This window comes from Actinosynnema pretiosum (assembly GCF_002354875.1).
Taxonomy (GTDB): Bacteria; Actinomycetota; Actinomycetes; order Mycobacteriales; family Pseudonocardiaceae; genus Actinosynnema; species Actinosynnema auranticum.
This window is the reverse complement of record NZ_CP023445.1, coordinates 7,950,391-7,966,752: the sequence shown is the minus strand read 5'-3', so window position 1 is coordinate 7,966,752 and position 16,362 is coordinate 7,950,391. Positions and strand designations below refer to the sequence as shown.

Annotated in this window: 16 protein-coding genes; 13 read left to right on the top strand and 3 right to left on the bottom strand. The window is 72.0% G+C overall.

Going from position 1 to position 16,362, the window contains the following annotated elements:
- Positions 1-101 precede the first annotated feature (101 nt).
- The 5 genes from CNX65_RS34340 (at position 102) to CNX65_RS34320 (ending at position 5,270) form a co-directional block, all read left to right on the top strand.
- Complete coding sequence (locus CNX65_RS34340) at positions 102-908, top strand: DUF4097 family beta strand repeat-containing protein (RefSeq protein WP_096497411.1); 807 nt, start codon at positions 102-104, stop codon at positions 906-908.
- 213 nt (positions 909-1,121) lie between these two features.
- A complete protein-coding gene (gene dnaK, locus CNX65_RS34335) occupies positions 1,122-2,978 on the top strand; it encodes a molecular chaperone DnaK (RefSeq protein ID WP_096497410.1) in 1,857 nt (618 codons plus the stop codon).
- Positions 2,975-3,631 carry a nucleotide exchange factor GrpE gene (grpE, locus tag CNX65_RS34330; RefSeq protein ID WP_096497409.1) on the top strand — a complete coding sequence of 219 codons (657 nt, stop codon included), beginning with the start codon at positions 2,975-2,977 and terminating at the stop codon, positions 3,629-3,631. Before dnaK ends, grpE begins: the two co-directional genes overlap by 4 nt.
- A gap of 20 nt (positions 3,632-3,651) precedes the next feature.
- Positions 3,652-4,842 carry a molecular chaperone DnaJ gene (gene dnaJ / locus CNX65_RS34325; RefSeq protein ID WP_096497408.1) on the top strand — a complete coding sequence of 397 codons (1,191 nt, stop codon included), beginning with the start codon at positions 3,652-3,654 and terminating at the stop codon, positions 4,840-4,842.
- A complete protein-coding gene (locus CNX65_RS34320; RefSeq protein WP_096497407.1) occupies positions 4,839-5,270 on the top strand; it encodes a heat shock protein transcriptional repressor HspR in 432 nt (143 codons plus the stop codon). The genes dnaJ and CNX65_RS34320 overlap by 4 nt, the downstream gene beginning before the upstream one ends.
- A 612-nt stretch (positions 5,271-5,882) precedes the next feature.
- On the opposite strand, the gene CNX65_RS34315 is transcribed toward CNX65_RS34320, so the two are convergent.
- Positions 5,883-6,986 (bottom strand): FAD-binding oxidoreductase, encoded by a 1,104-nt coding sequence (locus CNX65_RS34315; RefSeq protein WP_015805617.1) that lies wholly within the window; start codon positions 6,984-6,986, stop codon positions 5,883-5,885.
- Between the two features lie 466 nt (positions 6,987-7,452).
- Positions 7,453-7,836: a VOC family protein gene (locus CNX65_RS34310; RefSeq protein WP_096497406.1), complete on the bottom strand. Its 384-nt coding sequence runs from the start codon at positions 7,834-7,836 to the stop codon at positions 7,453-7,455.
- 512 nt (positions 7,837-8,348) lie between these two features.
- On the opposite strand from CNX65_RS34310, the gene clpB reads away from it, so the two are divergent.
- The 6 genes from clpB to CNX65_RS34280 all read left to right on the top strand — a co-directional run bounded on the left by clpB (position 8,349) and on the right by CNX65_RS34280 (position 14,411).
- Positions 8,349-10,931 carry an ATP-dependent chaperone ClpB gene (gene clpB, locus CNX65_RS34305; RefSeq protein WP_096497405.1) on the top strand — a complete coding sequence of 861 codons (2,583 nt, stop codon included), beginning with the start codon at positions 8,349-8,351 and terminating at the stop codon, positions 10,929-10,931.
- A 128-nt stretch (positions 10,932-11,059) separates the two neighbouring features.
- Entirely contained in the window at positions 11,060-11,764 is a 705-nt protein-coding gene (locus CNX65_RS34300) for a type III secretion system chaperone family protein (protein WP_096497404.1), read from the top strand.
- Complete coding sequence (locus CNX65_RS34295; RefSeq protein WP_096497403.1) at positions 11,761-12,540, top strand: SDR family NAD(P)-dependent oxidoreductase; 780 nt, start codon at positions 11,761-11,763, stop codon at positions 12,538-12,540. Before CNX65_RS34300 ends, CNX65_RS34295 begins: the two co-directional genes overlap by 4 nt.
- A gap of 202 nt (positions 12,541-12,742) precedes the next feature.
- Positions 12,743-13,096, top strand: a complete 354-nt coding sequence (locus CNX65_RS34290) for a hypothetical protein (RefSeq protein ID WP_096497402.1) — start codon at positions 12,743-12,745, stop codon at positions 13,094-13,096.
- On the top strand, positions 13,093-14,010 hold the full coding sequence (locus CNX65_RS34285) for a WXG100 family type VII secretion target (RefSeq protein WP_096497401.1): 918 nt from the start codon (positions 13,093-13,095) through the stop codon (positions 14,008-14,010). The genes CNX65_RS34290 and CNX65_RS34285 overlap by 4 nt, the downstream gene beginning before the upstream one ends.
- Positions 14,007-14,411, top strand: coding sequence for a hypothetical protein (locus CNX65_RS34280; RefSeq protein WP_096497400.1), 405 nt, complete (start codon positions 14,007-14,009; stop codon positions 14,409-14,411). The genes CNX65_RS34285 and CNX65_RS34280 overlap by 4 nt, the downstream gene beginning before the upstream one ends.
- Before the next feature lie 32 nt (positions 14,412-14,443).
- Here the strand turns inward: CNX65_RS34280 and CNX65_RS34275 are convergent, their stop codons facing one another.
- Positions 14,444-14,998: a hypothetical protein gene (locus CNX65_RS34275; RefSeq protein WP_157767961.1), complete on the bottom strand. Its 555-nt coding sequence runs from the start codon at positions 14,996-14,998 to the stop codon at positions 14,444-14,446.
- A gap of 66 nt (positions 14,999-15,064) precedes the next feature.
- On the opposite strand from CNX65_RS34275, the gene pyrE reads away from it, so the two are divergent.
- Both pyrE and CNX65_RS34265 read left to right on the top strand, forming a co-directional pair.
- A complete protein-coding gene (gene pyrE, locus CNX65_RS34270) occupies positions 15,065-15,619 on the top strand; it encodes an orotate phosphoribosyltransferase (RefSeq protein ID WP_096497398.1) in 555 nt (184 codons plus the stop codon).
- A 1-nt stretch (position 15,620) separates the two neighbouring features.
- Positions 15,621-16,331 (top strand): hypothetical protein, encoded by a 711-nt coding sequence (locus tag CNX65_RS34265; RefSeq protein ID WP_096497397.1) that lies wholly within the window; start codon positions 15,621-15,623, stop codon positions 16,329-16,331.
- Positions 16,332-16,362: the final 31 nt, after the last annotated feature.

Below are 16,362 nucleotides of genomic sequence, written 5' to 3'. Positions count from 1 at the left end.
AGGGCACCCGGTCGGCACGCCACTCGGTGGGGTTACCCCCACCCGCTGGACGGGGGTTCCCCCGGTTCCCGCCCACCCCGCGTGCACCTAGCGTTGTCCGCATGGGGAGCGAGGGGCGGGCCCGAGGCGCGCGCAGGTCGTTCGCGGTGGCGCTCGCGGTGGTGCTGGTCGCCGGGACCGCGTCGTGCGTGCGGCTGGTCTGGAAGGAGGCCACCGACCGGTACGGGCTGGGCAGGCCGGTGACCGAGGTGCGCCTGGCGCAGAGCGACGGCGACGTGGTGTTCCGGCACCGGCCGGGCGCCGAGGCCGTGCTGACCCGCTCGCTCCGCTACTCCCGCCACGAGGCGAAGACCCCCGCCACCAGCCACCGCGTCGACGGCGAGACGCTGGTCCTGGAGGGCTGCGGCCTGCACTGCACCGCCACCTACGACCTGGTGCTGCCCGACCTGGTCCGGATCACCGGCGAGAGCGACGGCGGCGACGTGTCCGCCGAGGGGGCGCTGTCCGTGGACCTGGAGGTCGACTCCGGCAACGTGGTCCTCAACCAGACCGCCGAGGGCGTCTCGCTCAGGGGCAACTCCAGCGACGTCTCCCTGAGCGGCGCGGGCGGCCCCCTGGACGTGCGGCTCGACTCCGGGAACCTGCGCGCCACCGGCATGACCGGGGGCCCGGTGACCGTCACCACCGGATCGGGTCGGGTCGAGCTCGGCCTGGTCGCGCCCGCGTCCGTGCGCGCCAGGACCGACGGCGGCGCGCTCACCGTGCGGGTTCCGGCCGGCGCGTACAAAGTGGTCACGGAGACCGACAGCGGCGAGGTCGACATCACCGGCGTGGTGGACGACAAGGCCGCCCCGTACGAGCTCTTCCTGCGCACGGACAGCGGGAACATGGTCATCGGGCGGGTCTGACCCCGCCGCTCAACCGGCCCGTTCACCGCCAGGTGGGCGGGCCGACGTGTGCGCCGGATCACCCCCGCGATCCGGGAACACGAGGGCTTGCCCGCCCGTTGGGACAGTCAGAAAGGTTGAGCCGGGTGGACTCAAGGCCGGTCCGCCTGGCAAACTTGAGCCAGCTTCGCTCAACAAAGGGCGCAACCACACACGCACCACCTGGAGGAATTCATGGCGCGAGCGGTCGGCATCGACCTGGGGACGACCAACTCCGTCGTCGCGGTCCTGGAGGGTGGCGAGCCGACGGTGATCGCCAACTCCGAGGGGTCGCGCACCACCCCGTCCATCGTGGCCTTCGCCAAGAACGGCGAGGTCCTCACCGGTCAGCCCGCCAAGAACCAGGCGGTGACCAACGTCGACCGGACCATCCGGTCCGTCAAGCGCCACATCGGCACCACGTGGACGACCGACGAGGTCGACGGCAAGAAGTACACCCCGCAGGAGATCAGCGCCCGCGTGCTGATGAAGCTCAAGCGGGACGCCGAGGCGTACCTGGGCGAGGAGATCACCGACGCGGTGATCACCGTCCCCGCCTACTTCGAGGACTCGCAGCGCCAGGCCACCAAGGAGGCCGGGCAGATCGCGGGCCTGAACGTCCTGCGCATCGTCAACGAGCCCACCTCCGCCGCCCTGGCCTACGGCCTGGACAAGGGCGAGAAGGAGCAGACCATCCTGGTCTTCGACCTCGGTGGCGGCACCTTCGACGTCTCCCTGCTCGAGCTGGGCGACGGCGTGGTCGAGGTCCGGGCGACCTCCGGCGACAACCACCTCGGCGGCGACGACTGGGACCAGCGCGTCGTCGACTGGCTGGTCGAGCGGTTCAAGCAGGCGAACGGCATCGACCTGACCAAGGACAAGATGGCGCTGCAGCGCATCCGCGAGGCCGCGGAGAAGGCGAAGATCGAGCTGTCCAGCTCGAACAGCGCCTCCATCAACCTCCCCTACATCACGGTCGACTCGGACAAGAACCCGCTGTTCCTGGACGAGACCCTCTCCCGCGCCGAGTTCCAGCGCATCACGAACGACCTGCTCGAGCGCACCCGCGCGCCGTTCACCAACGTGATCAAGGACGCGGGCATCAGCGTCGGCGACATCGACCACGTGGTCCTGGTCGGCGGCTCCACCCGGATGCCCGCCGTCAGCGAGCTCGTCAAGGAGCTGACCGGCGGTCGCGAGCCCAACAAGGGCGTGAACCCGGACGAGGTCGTCGCCGTCGGCGCCGCCCTGCAGGCCGGTGTCCTGCGCGGCGAGGTCAAGGACGTCCTGCTGCTCGACGTCACCCCGCTCTCCCTGGGCATCGAGACCAAGGGCGGCGTGATGACCAAGCTCATCGAGCGCAACACGACGATCCCGACCAAGCGCTCCGAGATCTTCACGACGGCCGACGACAACCAGCCGTCCGTGCAGATCCAGGTCTTCCAGGGCGAGCGCGACTTCGCGGCCGACAACAAGAAGCTCGGCATGTTCGAGCTGACCGGCCTCCCGCCCGCCCCGCGCGGCGTCCCGCAGATCGAGGTCACCTTCGACATCGACGCGAACGGCATCGTGCACGTGTCCGCCAAGGACATGGGCACGGGCAAGGAGCAGCGGATGACGATCACCGGCGGCTCCGCGCTGCCGAAGGACGACATCGAGCAGATGATCAAGGACGCCGAGGCGCACGCGGAGGAGGACAAGCGCCGCCGCGACGAGGCCGAGGTCCGCAACCAGGCCGAGACCCTCGTCTACCAGACCGAGAAGGTCGTCAAGGAGAACGAGGACAAGATCCCGGCCGAGGTCCAGGAGAAGGTCCGCGCGGCCATCGCCGAGACCAGCGAGGCGCTCAAGGGCACCGACATCGCCAAGGTCCGCGCCGCCGTGGAGAAGCTCGCCACCGAGTCGCAGGCCATCGGCCAGGCCATGTACGCGGGCGCCGCGCCCACCGACGCCGCCGCGGGCTCCGCGCCCGGCGCCGAGGGCGCCAAGCCCGGCGCCAAGGCCGACGACGTGGTCGACGCCGAGATCGTCGACGAGGACGAGAAGAAGTGACGAGCGCCGACCAGCAGCAGCCGGAAGACGTGAGCGCCGAGGAGCAGCCGGACGTGCGCCGGATCGACCCCGAGACCGGGGAGATCCGCGCCGAGTCGGCCGCCGAGTCCACCTCTCCCGCCGGGAACGGGGGCGGCAAGCACGCCGCCCCCGAGCCCGAGGGCGCCGCCGAGGTCGACCCCGCCGCCGAGCTGAAGGCCCAGCTCGACGAGCGGACCGCCGACCTGCAGCGGCTGACCGCCGAGTACGCCAACTACCGCAAGCGCGTCGAGCGCGACCGCGAGGTCGTGGTCGCCACCGCGAAGGCGAAGGTCGTGGGCGACCTGCTCGGCGTGCTCGACGACGTCGAGCGCGCGGGTCAGCACGGCGACCTTACCGGCGCGTTCAAGGCGGTGGCCGACAAGCTGGTCGCCGCGCTGACCGCGACCGGCCTGGAGGGCTTCGGCGAGGCCGGGGAGGCGTTCGACCCGGCCGTGCACGAGGCGGTGCAGCACAGCACCTCCCCGGACGTGGCAGGCCCGACCGTGACCGCCGTGTTCCGCCGCGGCTACCGCTTCGCCGACCGCGTGCTGCGGCCCGCGATGGTGGTGGTCACCGACTACGAGCCCGCTCCCGCGCAGCCGGAGCAGGCCCAGGCAGAACAGCAGGACTGACGGAGAGGGGGCGGCGTCCGGTGAGTGCGAGGGACTGGATCGAGAAGGACTTCTACCGCGAGCTGGGCGTCTCCTCCGACGCCTCCGCGGAGGAGATCAAGAAGTCGTACCGGAAGCTGGCGCGGGAGCTGCACCCCGACGCCAACCCCGGCGACGCCAAGGCCGAGGCGCGGTTCAAGGCCGTGTCCGAGGCCTACGGCGTCCTGTCCGACTCGGCCAAGCGGAAGCAGTACGACGAGGCCCGCCGCCTGTTCGCGGGCGGCGGGGGCTTCCCCGGCGGCTTCGGCGGGGGTGGCGGCGGCGGGTTCGACGTCGGCGACCTGTTCGGCCGGGGCGCCGCGGGCGCCCAGGGCGGCATGGGCGGCGGCGGGCTCGGCGACCTGCTCGGCGGCCTGTTCAACCGCAGGGGTGGCGGCGCGGCGACCGGGGCGAACCGGCCCCGGCGCGGCGAGGACGTCGAGACCGACGTCCGGATCGACTTCACCGAGGCGGTCAAGGGCGCGACCGTGCCGCTGCGGCTGTCCAGCCCGGCGGCCTGCGCGACCTGCTCCGGCTCCGGGGCCAAGCCCGGCACCACGCCCCGCACCTGCGGGAACTGCGGCGGCGCCGGCCTGGTCACCCGCAGCCAGGGCGCGTTCGCGTTCTCCGAGCCGTGCCAGGACTGCCGGGGCACCGGCCGCATCGTGGACGACCCGTGCCAGGAGTGCGGCGGCGACGGGGTCAGCACCAGGACCCGGACGCTGACCATCCGCATCCCGTCGGGCGTCGACGACGGCCAGCGCATCCGCCTGGCGAACCAGGGCGAGCCGGGCCGCAACGGCGGCCCGACCGGCGACCTGTTCGTCCGCGTCCACGTCAACCCGCACCCGATCTTCGGCCGCTCGGGCAACGACGTGACCCTGACCGTCCCGGTGACCTTCCCGGAGCTGGCGCTCGGCACGTCGTTGACCGTGCCGACGCTGGAGGGCAAGGTGACCGTGAAGGTGCCCGCGGGCACGAACAGCGGCCGGGTCATGCGGGCGAAGGGCAAGGGCATCGCGCGGCGCGACGGCAAGGTCGGCGACCTGCTGATCACGCTGCAGGTGGCCGTGCCCAACAACACGGACGCCAAGTCCCGCGACGCCCTGGAGGCGTACGCGAAGACCACGTCCCAGCACGACCCCAGGGCCGAGTTGAACGCGCTGCTGCTGGAGAGGGGCAAGTCGACATGACCTTCCCGTTCCCGCCCGGCACCGACGAGGACACGCCGTTCTTCGTGATCTCGGTGGCCGCCCAGCTGTCCGGGCTGCACGCCCAGACGCTGCGCAGCTACGACCGGATGGGCCTGGTCTCACCGGGCCGGACGACGGGCGGCGGACGCAGGTACTCCATGCGGGACATCGTGCTGCTGCGCGAGGTGCAGCGCCTCTCCCAGGAGGACGGCGTCAACCTCGCGGGCATCAAGCGGATCATCGACCTGGAGAACGAGGTGGGCGCGCTCCGCGGCAAGGTGGCGGAGCTGACCGAACAGCTGTCGAACGCGATGGCGGCGGCAGAGGCGGCAGCCGCAACGGTGCACGCCTCGTACCGCAGGGACCTGGTCCCGGTCCGCCACGAGACGGCCCTGGTCGTCTGGAAGCCCCAACAACGCCGCCGCTGACCCACGCGGCCGGTGGAACCCCCGCAGCACACCGAAAGGCCCGGAGCCACCCGCTCCGGGCCTTTCTGCACGCACAGGGACCACGCCCGCGCCTGACCGCCTCGCAGGCCTAACCGCCTCACGGGCTGACCACTTCGCGGGCTGACCGCCTCGCAGGCCTGACCCTCACGGGCTGACCGCCCCGCAGGCTGATCACTTCACAGGTTGACCGCTTCGCGGGCTGCGGGGCGAGCGCAGCGAGCCCACAGCCAGCCATCCCGCGTCCCTCTTCTCCGTTTGGCCTGGCGAAGCCCGAGCGCAGGTGTCAAGACGCCGCCGCACTATGCGGCAGACCGGGGTGTCAAACGGCGTCTTGACGCCTGTGCTTGCCTGAAAGGAGGCCAAACGGAGAAGAGGGACCCCGCCCACCGCAGTGGTAAACCGGACCACCAGCGGAAGCGTCACCGGCCGGCAGAGCCCGTCCCCCTCTTTTTTGGAGGTCTGCCCCGCCGGCGAGGCGTGCCCTTCAGCTCTTGATCTTCGCCCTAAGCCCTAAGCCCAACGCGCTGCTAGCCCAACGCGCCGCTAGCCCAACACCCCACTAACCCAACGCCCCACTAACCGAACGCCCCACTAGTCCAACGTGAACGGGTCGTACTTGATCCGGTCGAGCGGAGTCCCCGCGACCAGCATCCTCGACACCGTGGCCCGGATCATCGAAGGCGATCCGCACACCAGCACGTCCCGATCCTCCCAAGCCCCGTACCGCGTCACCACGTCAGCCAACGTCCCCTGCTCAACCCCCCGAGCCCCTGGGTCGTTCTCCAGCACCGGCACGATCGACAACCACGGGTTCGCGCTCGCCATCCGCTGCAGGTTGTCCAGGTCGTACAGGTCCTCCCTGGTCCGCCCCCCGATGAACAGGTGCGTCTTCGGGTTCTCGCCCCACTGCGCCATCTCGTCCAGCATCGCGTGCATCGGCGCGATCCCGGTCCCACCGGCGATCATCAGCACGTTGTTCCCGGACGTCCGGTTCACGCTCAACCGCCCCATCGGCGGCCCGATGCGCCACACGTCCCCCGGCTGCGTGTGCCCGACGATCGACCGGCTCACCCACCCGCCCTCGACGGACCGGATGTGGAACTCGATGATCCCGTCCTCGCGCGGCGCGTTGGCGGGCGAGAAGTACCGCCACAGCCTCGCCCGCTGGGGCGTCTCCACGGACACGTACTGCCCGGCCCGGTAGTTCACCGGGTGGTCCGGCTGCAACCTGACCACCGCGAGGTCCCAGCTCACCCGCTGGTGCTCCAGCACCGTCGCGTGCCAGTACGCGGGGCCCTCGTCGGCGTGCGCGGCCTCCTGCATGGCCCTGGCCATGATTGTGTACGCCTCGGCCCAGGCCATCTCGACCTGCGGCGTCCACGCCTCGCCCGCGTACTTCTTGATCGCGGCGAGCAGCGCGGTCCCGACCGACTCGTAGTGCGAGCTGACCACGCCGAACTTGCGGTGGTCGCGCCCGAGCTGCCTCAGGAAGGGGATGAGGTCGTCGGGTCTGTCGACCATCTGCACCACGTGGACCAGCGCCCGCAGCAGCCTGCTCCGCTGCACCTCCATGTTCGCGGGGAACATCTCGCGGGTCGCCGGGGCCAGGCTGAACAGCATTCCGTAGAAGAACTTGGCCACATCGTCGGAGCGCGACTCGACGACCGCGAAGCTCTCCCGGATCAGCCGCACCATGGCGGTGACACCCGGAGGAGGTTCGCGGTGCGGCGGGCTCGGGATGGGGCTCAACACAGCGTTCGCAGTCATGGTCCGGGCGCAGTCTCCACGTTTGTTGCGGCGCCTGCAACGGCGCTACGTCCTCGTCAAGCATCCAACCCCGACGCTGCGACACTAACCCGTCAACTGGGTGGTTGACTCCTTGATGCCACCTTTGAGTGCAGTACGACTTCGTTGTGTAACGCGGAGCTCGATCCTTCGAGGGATCATTCAACTTCGGTTGTACCTTGATCGTGGCCTGCGCAACAGGGTGAGACTTGTCCTACACCGTTTGGCCGCTTGCCGAGGCCCTCCCTCACACGGGTGGACCTGCGGCTGCGCTCCGTGAGTGATCATCCCGCCACACCTGTGGATAGCGACCTGCGGATTGTGGATAACTCGGACATCGCTGTGGAAAAACCGCTGGTCCGAGCGGGTGACGCCCTCACGGGTGGGAAACACGCTCCGCAGTGCTCCGCACCACGCAGAACTCGTTGCCCTCGGGGTCCGCGAGCACCACCCACCCGGTGCCGTCCGCATTGCGCTGGTCGTCGAGCACGGTCGCGCCGAAGGCCACCACCCGCTCCACCTCCTCGTCGCGCGTCCGGTCGTGCGGCTGGAGGTCCAGGTGCAGCCGGTTCTTCGCCGACTTGCCCTCCGGGACCCGGATGAACAGCAGGTTCACGCCCCCGTCCCACACCACCTCGACCTCGTCGTCACCGGGCTGGTCGCCCTCGCCCAGCGCCCCGCCGGTGATCCCGGTCCAGAAGGTGGCCAGCGCCCACGGGTCGGCGCAGTCGAAGGTCAGGTGTCGCACCAGGGAAGCCATAGCCAAGATCATCGACCGCGAGCCGCCCGCCCGCACTCGGAAGCGCCGCCCGCCCCGCCTCCGAATCACCTCCAACCCGCCTCTGGCCCGCCTTCAACCCGCCTCTGACCCGCCTCCAGCCCACCCCCGCACCGCTTCCAACCCACCTCCGACCCACTTCCGTGCCGTCTCTGACCCGCCTCCGACCCGCCTCTGACCCGCCTCTGACCCACACTCCCGCGCCGTCTCCGACCCGCCACCGGCCGACCCTCCACTCCGCCGCCGGCCCGCCCTCCGCTCCGCCTCCGTCCCGCCCCCACGTCGCCTCCGCCCCACCTGCCAGCCGCCTCCGCCCCACCCGCCAGCCGCCTCCTCCCACCCCTCGCCCCACCTCCAAGACTTCGGCTATGACTCATGTCACAATGCTCTCGCCAGGTTGAGTGGAACGGGCTCAACTTTTCTGACGTTGAGCAGGGTGACGACCGGTGCGGGACGCTGGTCGCGCATCAGGGCTGAGTCGACCGAGGTGAGGAATGGACGCTTTCAACCCGACCACCAAGAGCCAGCAGGCGGTGTCCGCGGCGGTGCAGGCGGCGACGATCGCGGGCAACCCGGACGTCGGCCCCGTCCACCTGCTCGGCGCGCTGCTCGCGCAGGGCGAGGGCCTGGCCGCGCCCCTGCTGTCCGGGGTCGGCGCCGACCCCGGCGTGATCCGCAAGGAGCTGGAGCAGCTCAGCCGGTCGCTGCCCGCCGCCAGCGGCTCCTCGGTCTCCGCGCCGCAGTTCTCCCGCGACGCCGTCCGGGTGCTCACCAGGGCCCAGGAGCTCGCCACCGAGATGGGCGACGAGTACGTCTCCACCGAGCACCTGCTCGTCGGCCTCGCCCAGCACGGCGGCCAGGTCGCCGACCTGCTGCGCCGCCACGGCGCGAACCCGGAGGCCCTGCGCGAGGCGTTCGAGAAGGTGCGCGGCTCCGCCCGCGTCACCAGCCCCGACCCCGAGGGCACCTACAAGGCGCTGGAGAAGTACGGCGTCGACCTCACCGCCCGCGCCCGCCGGGGCGAGCTGGACCCGGTGATCGGCCGCGACTCGGAGATCCGCCGAGTCGTCCAGGTGCTCTCCCGGCGCACCAAGAACAACCCGGTGCTGATCGGCGAGCCCGGCGTCGGCAAGACCGCGATCGTGGAGGGCCTCGCCCAGCGCGTCGTGGCCGGTGACGTGCCCGAGTCGCTGCGCGGCAAGCGCGTGGTCTCCCTCGACCTCGGCTCGATGGTCGCGGGCGCCAAGTACCGGGGCGAGTTCGAGGAGCGGCTCAAGGCCGTCCTCAAGGAGATCACCGACTCGGCGGGCCAGGTCATCACCTTCATCGACGAGCTGCACACCATCGTCGGCGCGGGCGCGACCGGCGAGTCGGCCATGGACGCGGGCAACATGATCAAGCCCATGCTCGCCCGCGGCGAGCTGCGCCTGGTCGGCGCCACCACCCTGGACGAGTACCGCTCGCACGTGGAGAAGGACCCGGCGCTGGAGCGCCGCTTCCAGCAGGTCCTCGTCGGCGAGCCCTCGGTCGAGGACACCATCGGCATCCTGCGCGGCCTCAAGGAGCGCTACGAGGTGCACCACGGCGTGCGCATCACCGACGCCGCCCTGGTCGCCGCCTCCACCCTGTCCGACCGCTACATCACCGCCCGCTTCCTGCCCGACAAGGCCATCGACCTGGTCGACGAGGCCGCCTCCCGGCTCCGCATGGAGATCGACTCCCGCCCGGTCGAGATCGACGAGGTCGAGCGCGCCGTGCGCCGCCTGGAGATCGAGGAGATGGCACTGGCCAAGGAGTCCGACGAGGCCTCCCGCGAGCGGCTGGCCGCGCTGCGCGCCGAGCTGGCCGAGCGCCGCGAGTCGCTGGCCGCGCTGACCGCCCGCTGGCAGAACGAGAAGGGCTCCATCGACAAGGTCCGGGTGCTCAAGGAGCAGCTGGAGCAACTGCGCGGCGAGTCCGAGCGCGCCGAGCGCGACGGCGACCTCGGCAAGGCCTCCGAGCTGCGCTACGGCCGCATCCCCGTGCTGGAGAAGGACCTGGAGGAGGCCACCCGCACCACCCAGGAGGCCGCCGTCATGCTCAAGGAGGAGGTCGGCCCGGACGACGTGGCCGACGTCGTCAGCGCGTGGACCGGCATCCCGGCGGGCCGGATGCTGGAGGGCGAGACCACCAAGCTGCTGCGCATGGAGGACGAGCTGACCGGCCGCGTGGTCGGCCAGGCCGAGGCCGTCCGCGTCGTCTCCGACGCCGTCCGCCGCACCAGGGCGGGCGTGGCCGACCCCGACCGCCCCACCGGCTCGTTCCTGTTCCTCGGCCCCACCGGCGTCGGCAAGACCGAGCTGGCCAAGGCGCTGGCGCAGTTCCTGTTCGACGACGAGCGGGCGATGATCCGCATCGACATGAGCGAGTACTCCGAGAAGCACTCGGTGGCCCGCCTGGTCGGCGCGCCCCCCGGCTACGTCGGCTACGACCAGGGCGGCCAGCTGACCGAGTCGGTCCGCCGCAGGCCCTACTCGGTGGTGCTGCTGGACGAGGTCGAGAAGGCCCACCCGGACGTGTTCGACGTGCTCCTGCAGGTGCTCGACGACGGCAGGCTCACCGACGGCCAGGGCCGCACCGTCGACTTCCGCAACACCATCCTGGTGCTCACCTCGAACCTCGGCTCGCACGCGATCGCGGACGTGTCGCTGGACGAGCGCGGGCGCAAGGACGCGGTCATGCAGGTGGTGCGCGGCCACTTCAAGCCCGAGTTCCTCAACCGGCTGGACGACGTGGTGGTGTTCCGCGCGCTCGCGACCGAGGAGCTGACCTCGATCGTGGACATCCAGGTCGCCAAGCTGGCGGCCAGGCTCGCGCAGCGCAGGCTCGCCCTGGAGGTCACCCCGGCCGCCAGGGAGTGGTTGGCGCTCAACGGCTTCGACCCGGTCTACGGCGCCCGCCCGCTGCGCAGGCTGGTCCAGTCCGCCATCGGCGACCAGCTGGCCCGCGAGCTGCTCTCCGGCGAGGTGCGCGACGGCGACGCGGTCCGGGTCGACGTGCTCGACGACGCGACCGGCCTGATCGTCGGCAGGGCCTGACGGGTCACCGGTCCGGGGGTGGCGGCGGGCCCGCCGCCCCCGGAACCGGAAGATCGAAGCCGATTCGTCATCCCGACAGGCCGCACTGATCTTCGCTACCGCCCCGCCTCCCGCTACCCTCAAGCACCGTGGGCATACCGGCGTGGGTCTGGTTCACCGTCGCCGCGGTGGCGGGCATTGCGGGCTTCGCACTGATCGCGACCGATCGTGCGCAGCGGACCGCGCGCAACCGCGAGCGGCGCCGCTGGGCTGCCCTCCGGGGCTGGCAGTTCGAGGAGACCGACCAGGTCCTGACCTCCCGCTGGGAGAGCGGCGCCATCGCCTACTACGGCACCGGCACCGCCAAGGACGTCGTCGCGGGCTCCACGTTCACCGCCGACGGCCGCCGCCAGGTCTACGTCCTGGACCACGAGACCAACAACAAGGTCAACTCGGTGCTGGTGGGCGTGCGCTGCCGCCGGTCGCTGCCGGTGGTCGTGGAGCTGTGGCTGCACAGCGTCCCCTTCCAGCGCGACCAGATGCCCGACCTGCTCGGCCCGGTCGGCTCCCGCTACGCGTTCGTCAGCGAGGTGCCCGCCGCCCGCAAGCTCATCACCCCGGACCTGGTGGACGCCGCCGAGGAGATCGGCGCCGACGTCACGGTGGTCTGGCTGGAGGGCGACTGGGTGATGGCCGCCGCGCCGCCGAACTCCACCCCGTCCCGGATCGAGCGGCTGCTGCGCGACCTCGGCGAGCTGGCCGACGTCGTCGACCCGTTCGACGCCGAGCCGGACGACGAGTCCGGCTCCGGGAGCGGCGAAGTGATCCGCCCGTCGTTCGGGCGCAAGCAGTGAGCGCCCCGACCGCCCTCGTCACGGGGGCCAGCGCGGGCATCGGCGCGGCCTTCGCCCGCCGGTTGGCCGCCGAGGGGCACGACCTGGTGCTGGTGGCCAGGACCGCCGAGCGCCTGGAGGCGCTGGCCCAGGAGCTGCGGGCCAGGCACGGCGTCGAGGTCACCGCCTTCCCCGCCGACCTGTCCACCGCCGAGGGCCGCCTGGCCGTCGAGGAGCTGCTGGCGGGCAGCGAGGTCGACCTGCTGGTCAACAACGCGGGCTTCACCAACTCCGCCGAGTTCTTCCAGGCCGAGGCGGACCAGCTGGAGGCCCAGCTCGACGTCAACGTCACCAGCGTCCTGCGGCTGACCCGCGCGGCGCTGCCCGGCATGGTCGCCCGCCGCTCCGGCGCGGTCGTCAACGTCTCCAGCGTCGCGGGCTTCCTGCCCGGCAGGGGCAGCAGCTACAGCGCCGACAAGGCGTGGGTGACCACGTTCTCCGAGGGCATGGCCCAGTCGACCGAGGGCACCGGCGTGCGCGTCATGGCGCTGTGCCCCGGCTTCACCCGCACCGAGTTCCACGAGCGCGCGGGCATCGACATGACCAAGACCCCCGACCTGCTCTACCTGGACGCGGACCGGGTGGTGCACGAGGCGCTGGCGGACCTGCGCGCGGGCAAGCAGGTCTCCATCCCCAGCCCGCAGTACAAGGCGATCATCACCGGCGCCCGCCTGCTGCCCAGGGCCGTCCTGCGCAAGATCGCCTCCAGGGTCCTCGGCGGTCGAGGCCGCACCTGACGCGTCCCCCGGACGCCACGCCCGGCCACGCCCGGCCACCCGTGAACACGCCTGAACGCGCCTGAACATGTCCGAGCACGCCTGAGACCGCACCCGTGCGGCCCGGAAAACGGGCAGTTCGGGCACCTTCCCCCAGGGGGGAACCCGTCCGCCCCCCTCCCCGTCCCAGTGCCACGCACGACCGGGAGAGGGACGGGGCAACATGGGTGAGCGGTTCCACGTCGAACCTGATGAGCTGAGCGGGTACAGCGAGCTGCTGACCCGCAACGCCGGGCACTTCCTGACGATCAGGGAGCACGCCGTGTCCAAGGGCGGTGACACCTCGGGGTTCACCGGCCTGCTCGCCCTGCTGCGCCCCGCCGTCACCGGCGTCGCCGAGCTGTACGGCGAGACCCTGGAGTTCGCGAACTCCATGATGACCAAGGAGGCCGCCGCGCTGGACGAGGCCGCCGAGAGCTACCGGGCCGTCGACGCCCACGCGCAGGCCCTCCTGCGCCAGGTGCAGCAGGCGCTCGAAGCCGCCGCCGAGGCGCCCGCCGTCGGGGGTGGCGAGTGACCGCGTACGCCGACGTCGAGAACCCGGCCACCGCGCTGGCCGCCGCGCCGGAGGACCGGCCGGGCCGCCAGAGCACCAAGGAGCTCATCGAGAAGGCGGGCTGGAAGATCCAGGGCGTCAACTGGATCTACGAGCAGGTCACCGGCGAGAACCTGATCGAGTCGCTGATCAACCCGCTGCTCGGCGACTTCGAGAAGATCGACGCGAACGCCGCCGCGTGGGACCGGGTCGCCAAGTCGCTCGACGCGGTGCGGCACAACGTGGACGCGGGCGCCGGGCAGCTCGGCCCGCACTGGGACGGCGACGCCGCCCAGTCGTTCGAGGCCAGGATGCGCACCCTGTGGGTGGTCGCGATCGAGGCCGACTCGCAGGTCGCGCGGATCGTCGGCAACCAGTTCCAGTCCACCGCCTCGGCCTGCCGCACCGCCACCGGGCTCGCGCTGACCCTGCTGGACATGCTGGTCGGCAAGCTGATCGAGGCCGCCATGACGGCGTGGATCCCGGTCGTCGGCTGGGGCCGCGCGGTGTGGATGGTCTACGACGCGGTGCAGATCGTCGACGCCATCCGGAAGATCATCATCTCGATCCAGACGCTCATCGAGGGCGTCCAGGGCATGGTCAACGGCCTCAAGGGCATGGGCACCGCGCTCATGAAGCTCAAGGACGTGCGGGACGTCGGTGACGCCCTCGACGTGCTCGACGCCTACCAGGACGGGCAGCAGAAGTTCGGCGACGGCCTGTCCGCGGCCAAGTCCGGGGCCATCGGCGTGGCGATGAACAGCTACAAGCTCGGGTCGTCGGTCAACAAGGCCAACACCCGCTACACCGCGCCGCCCCCCGGCGCCAGCCCGCCGCCACCGCCACCGCCCGCCCAGTCCGGCGCCCCCTCGTCCGGCGGCGGAGGTGGGGAATGACCTTCCCCTACGACAGGGCCAAGCTCGACGCGCTCGTCGCCGACGTGGAGGCGCGCAACGCCGCGCTGATCAAGACCGCCACCGAGGCGTCACGGGTGCGCACCACCTCGCGCGGCCTGTCCGACGCCGACCTCGCCCAGATCTCCCGCGCCGCGAACAACCCGCGCGCCCCGCAGGCGCTGCGCGACCTGGCCAAGCGGGTCGACGCGGGCGAGCTGTCCTGGAAGGACATCGCCGAGGGCAAGGCGCTCGACGACGAGGGCGTGCGGCGGGCCATGGCCACCGGCATCCCGGACCTCAAGCGCGCCCACAATGCCATCCGCGAGGGCCAGGACGTGCAGGACCTGGCGCGCGGCGGCGACGGCGACGAGCCCGGCTCGTTCACCGAGGACGCCTGGTAGGCGCCCGAGGGGGGCGGGCGCGGGCCCGCCCCTCAGAACGGCGAGTCGATCGGCCCGCCGCTCGCGTGGTTGACCCCGACGCCGCGCACCACGTCGTAGAACACCCCGGCCGCGATCGCCAGCGACCGCACCGGTTCGGCGAGCCCGACCCGCAGCCGCAGCACGTCCCGGCGCACACGGGCGCCGTCCCGCTTCGCGAGCTGCCGGTAGGACATCCCGGCCACGTCCCCCAGCGCGCACAACCGCACCCCGGAGGCGTCGTGCAGCCCGACCCCGCCCCCGCCCTCCTTGCGCAGCGAGCCGAGCGCGCGACCACCCGGCAGCAGCACCTCGGTGGGCGGCGCGCCCCAGCCCTTGCGGACCTCCAGCAGCGGCCCGCCGGGCGTCGACAGGGCCACCCGGAACGCGGTCCGGCCCGAGAACGCGGTGCGCCGCAGCGCCACCAGCGGCCCCAGGCCGCCCAGGTCCTCCGTGTGCGCCAGCGGCGCGTCCGACTCGGCGTAGACCCGCACCGAGTAGCGGACCTTCAGCAGGTGGTCGGTGAACGACCAGGGGTGCTCGACCAGCAGCACATCGGGCAAGGTCACGGTGTGCCACCTTACGGGCGCGTCGCCCGGTCGCGTGTGACAGTCTTGGCAGCCGTGCGAACTGAAGTGGTTCTGGATGCCGTCGCCAAGGCCGAGCTCGCCCGCCTGGTGAGCGAGTTGGCCGTGGTGCACGGCAAGGTCACGCTGTCCTCCGGCGCCGAGGCCGACTACTACATCGACCTCCGCAGGGCCACGCTGCACCACGCCGCGGCCCCGCTCATCGGCAAGCTCCTGCGGCAGCTCACCGCGGACTGGGACTACGCCGCCTCCGGCGGCCTGACCCTGGGCGCCGACCCGGTCGCCTGCGCGATCATGCACTCGGCCGCCGCCGACGGCGAGGTGCTCGACGCGTTCGTGGTGCGCAAGGCCGCCAAGCAGCACGGGATGCAGCGCCGCATCGAGGGCGTCGACGTCGAGGGCAAGCGCGTCCTGGCCGTCGAGGACACCTCCACCACCGGCGGCAGCGTCATGACCGCCGTGGAGGCGCTGCGCGAGGCGGGCGCGATCGTCGTCGGCGTCGTGACGGTCGTGGACCGGGGCACCGGCGCGCGCGAGGTCATCGAGGCGGAGGGCCTGTCCTACCGCTACCTCCTCGACCTCGCCGACCTGGGGCTGGCGTGAGATGACCGAGGTGCTCCTGCTCGCCGCCGTGGTGGTGGTCCTCGCCGTGGCGGTCGCCGTCGGCTTCGCGCGGCACCGCCGCGCCCCGGCCACCGGACCCGGCCAGGTCGCCGCGCCGCAGGTGTTCGTCAGCGAGTGGGAGCAGCGGATGCGCGCCCTGGAGTCGACGACCGGCCTGCGCTACACGGCCGAGGACCAGGGCTTCGGGGAGCGCGTCCCGCAGATCGGCCGGATGCTGGAGTCCGACCCCGGCCGGATCAAGGCGCAGCTCGTCGGGCACTGGCGCGGCGTGCCCGTGCTCGCCGTCGAGCTCGTGCTGCGCGCGCAGACCGGGGCGACCAGCGACTACCGCACCTACACGGCGGTGGTCGTGCCCCGGCCCATGCCGGGGCCGTGGGTGCTGATCAGCCCGCGCGAGGACGGCGTGTGGGGGCTGTTCGAGCAGTTCACCGCGACCGGCGACGAGGCGTTCGACGCCCGCTACGAGGTGCGCAGGAAGAACCCGGCGTTCGCCACCGCGCTGCTCGCCTGCGGGTTGCCGCAGTGGCTGCTGCACGAGCCGCGCGCGCTCGGGGTGGCCGTGCTGTTCGGCGAGCACAAGCTCGTCGCGGCCATCCAGGCGCCGTTGTTGCAGGCCCCGATCGGTCACCTCGCCGATCTGCTGCTCGACGTGGCGGGCCGGGTGCCCTGGCAGTCGCTCCCGCGCGGGTGATCCCGCACGGGTGATTCCTCCTGGCCGCCTC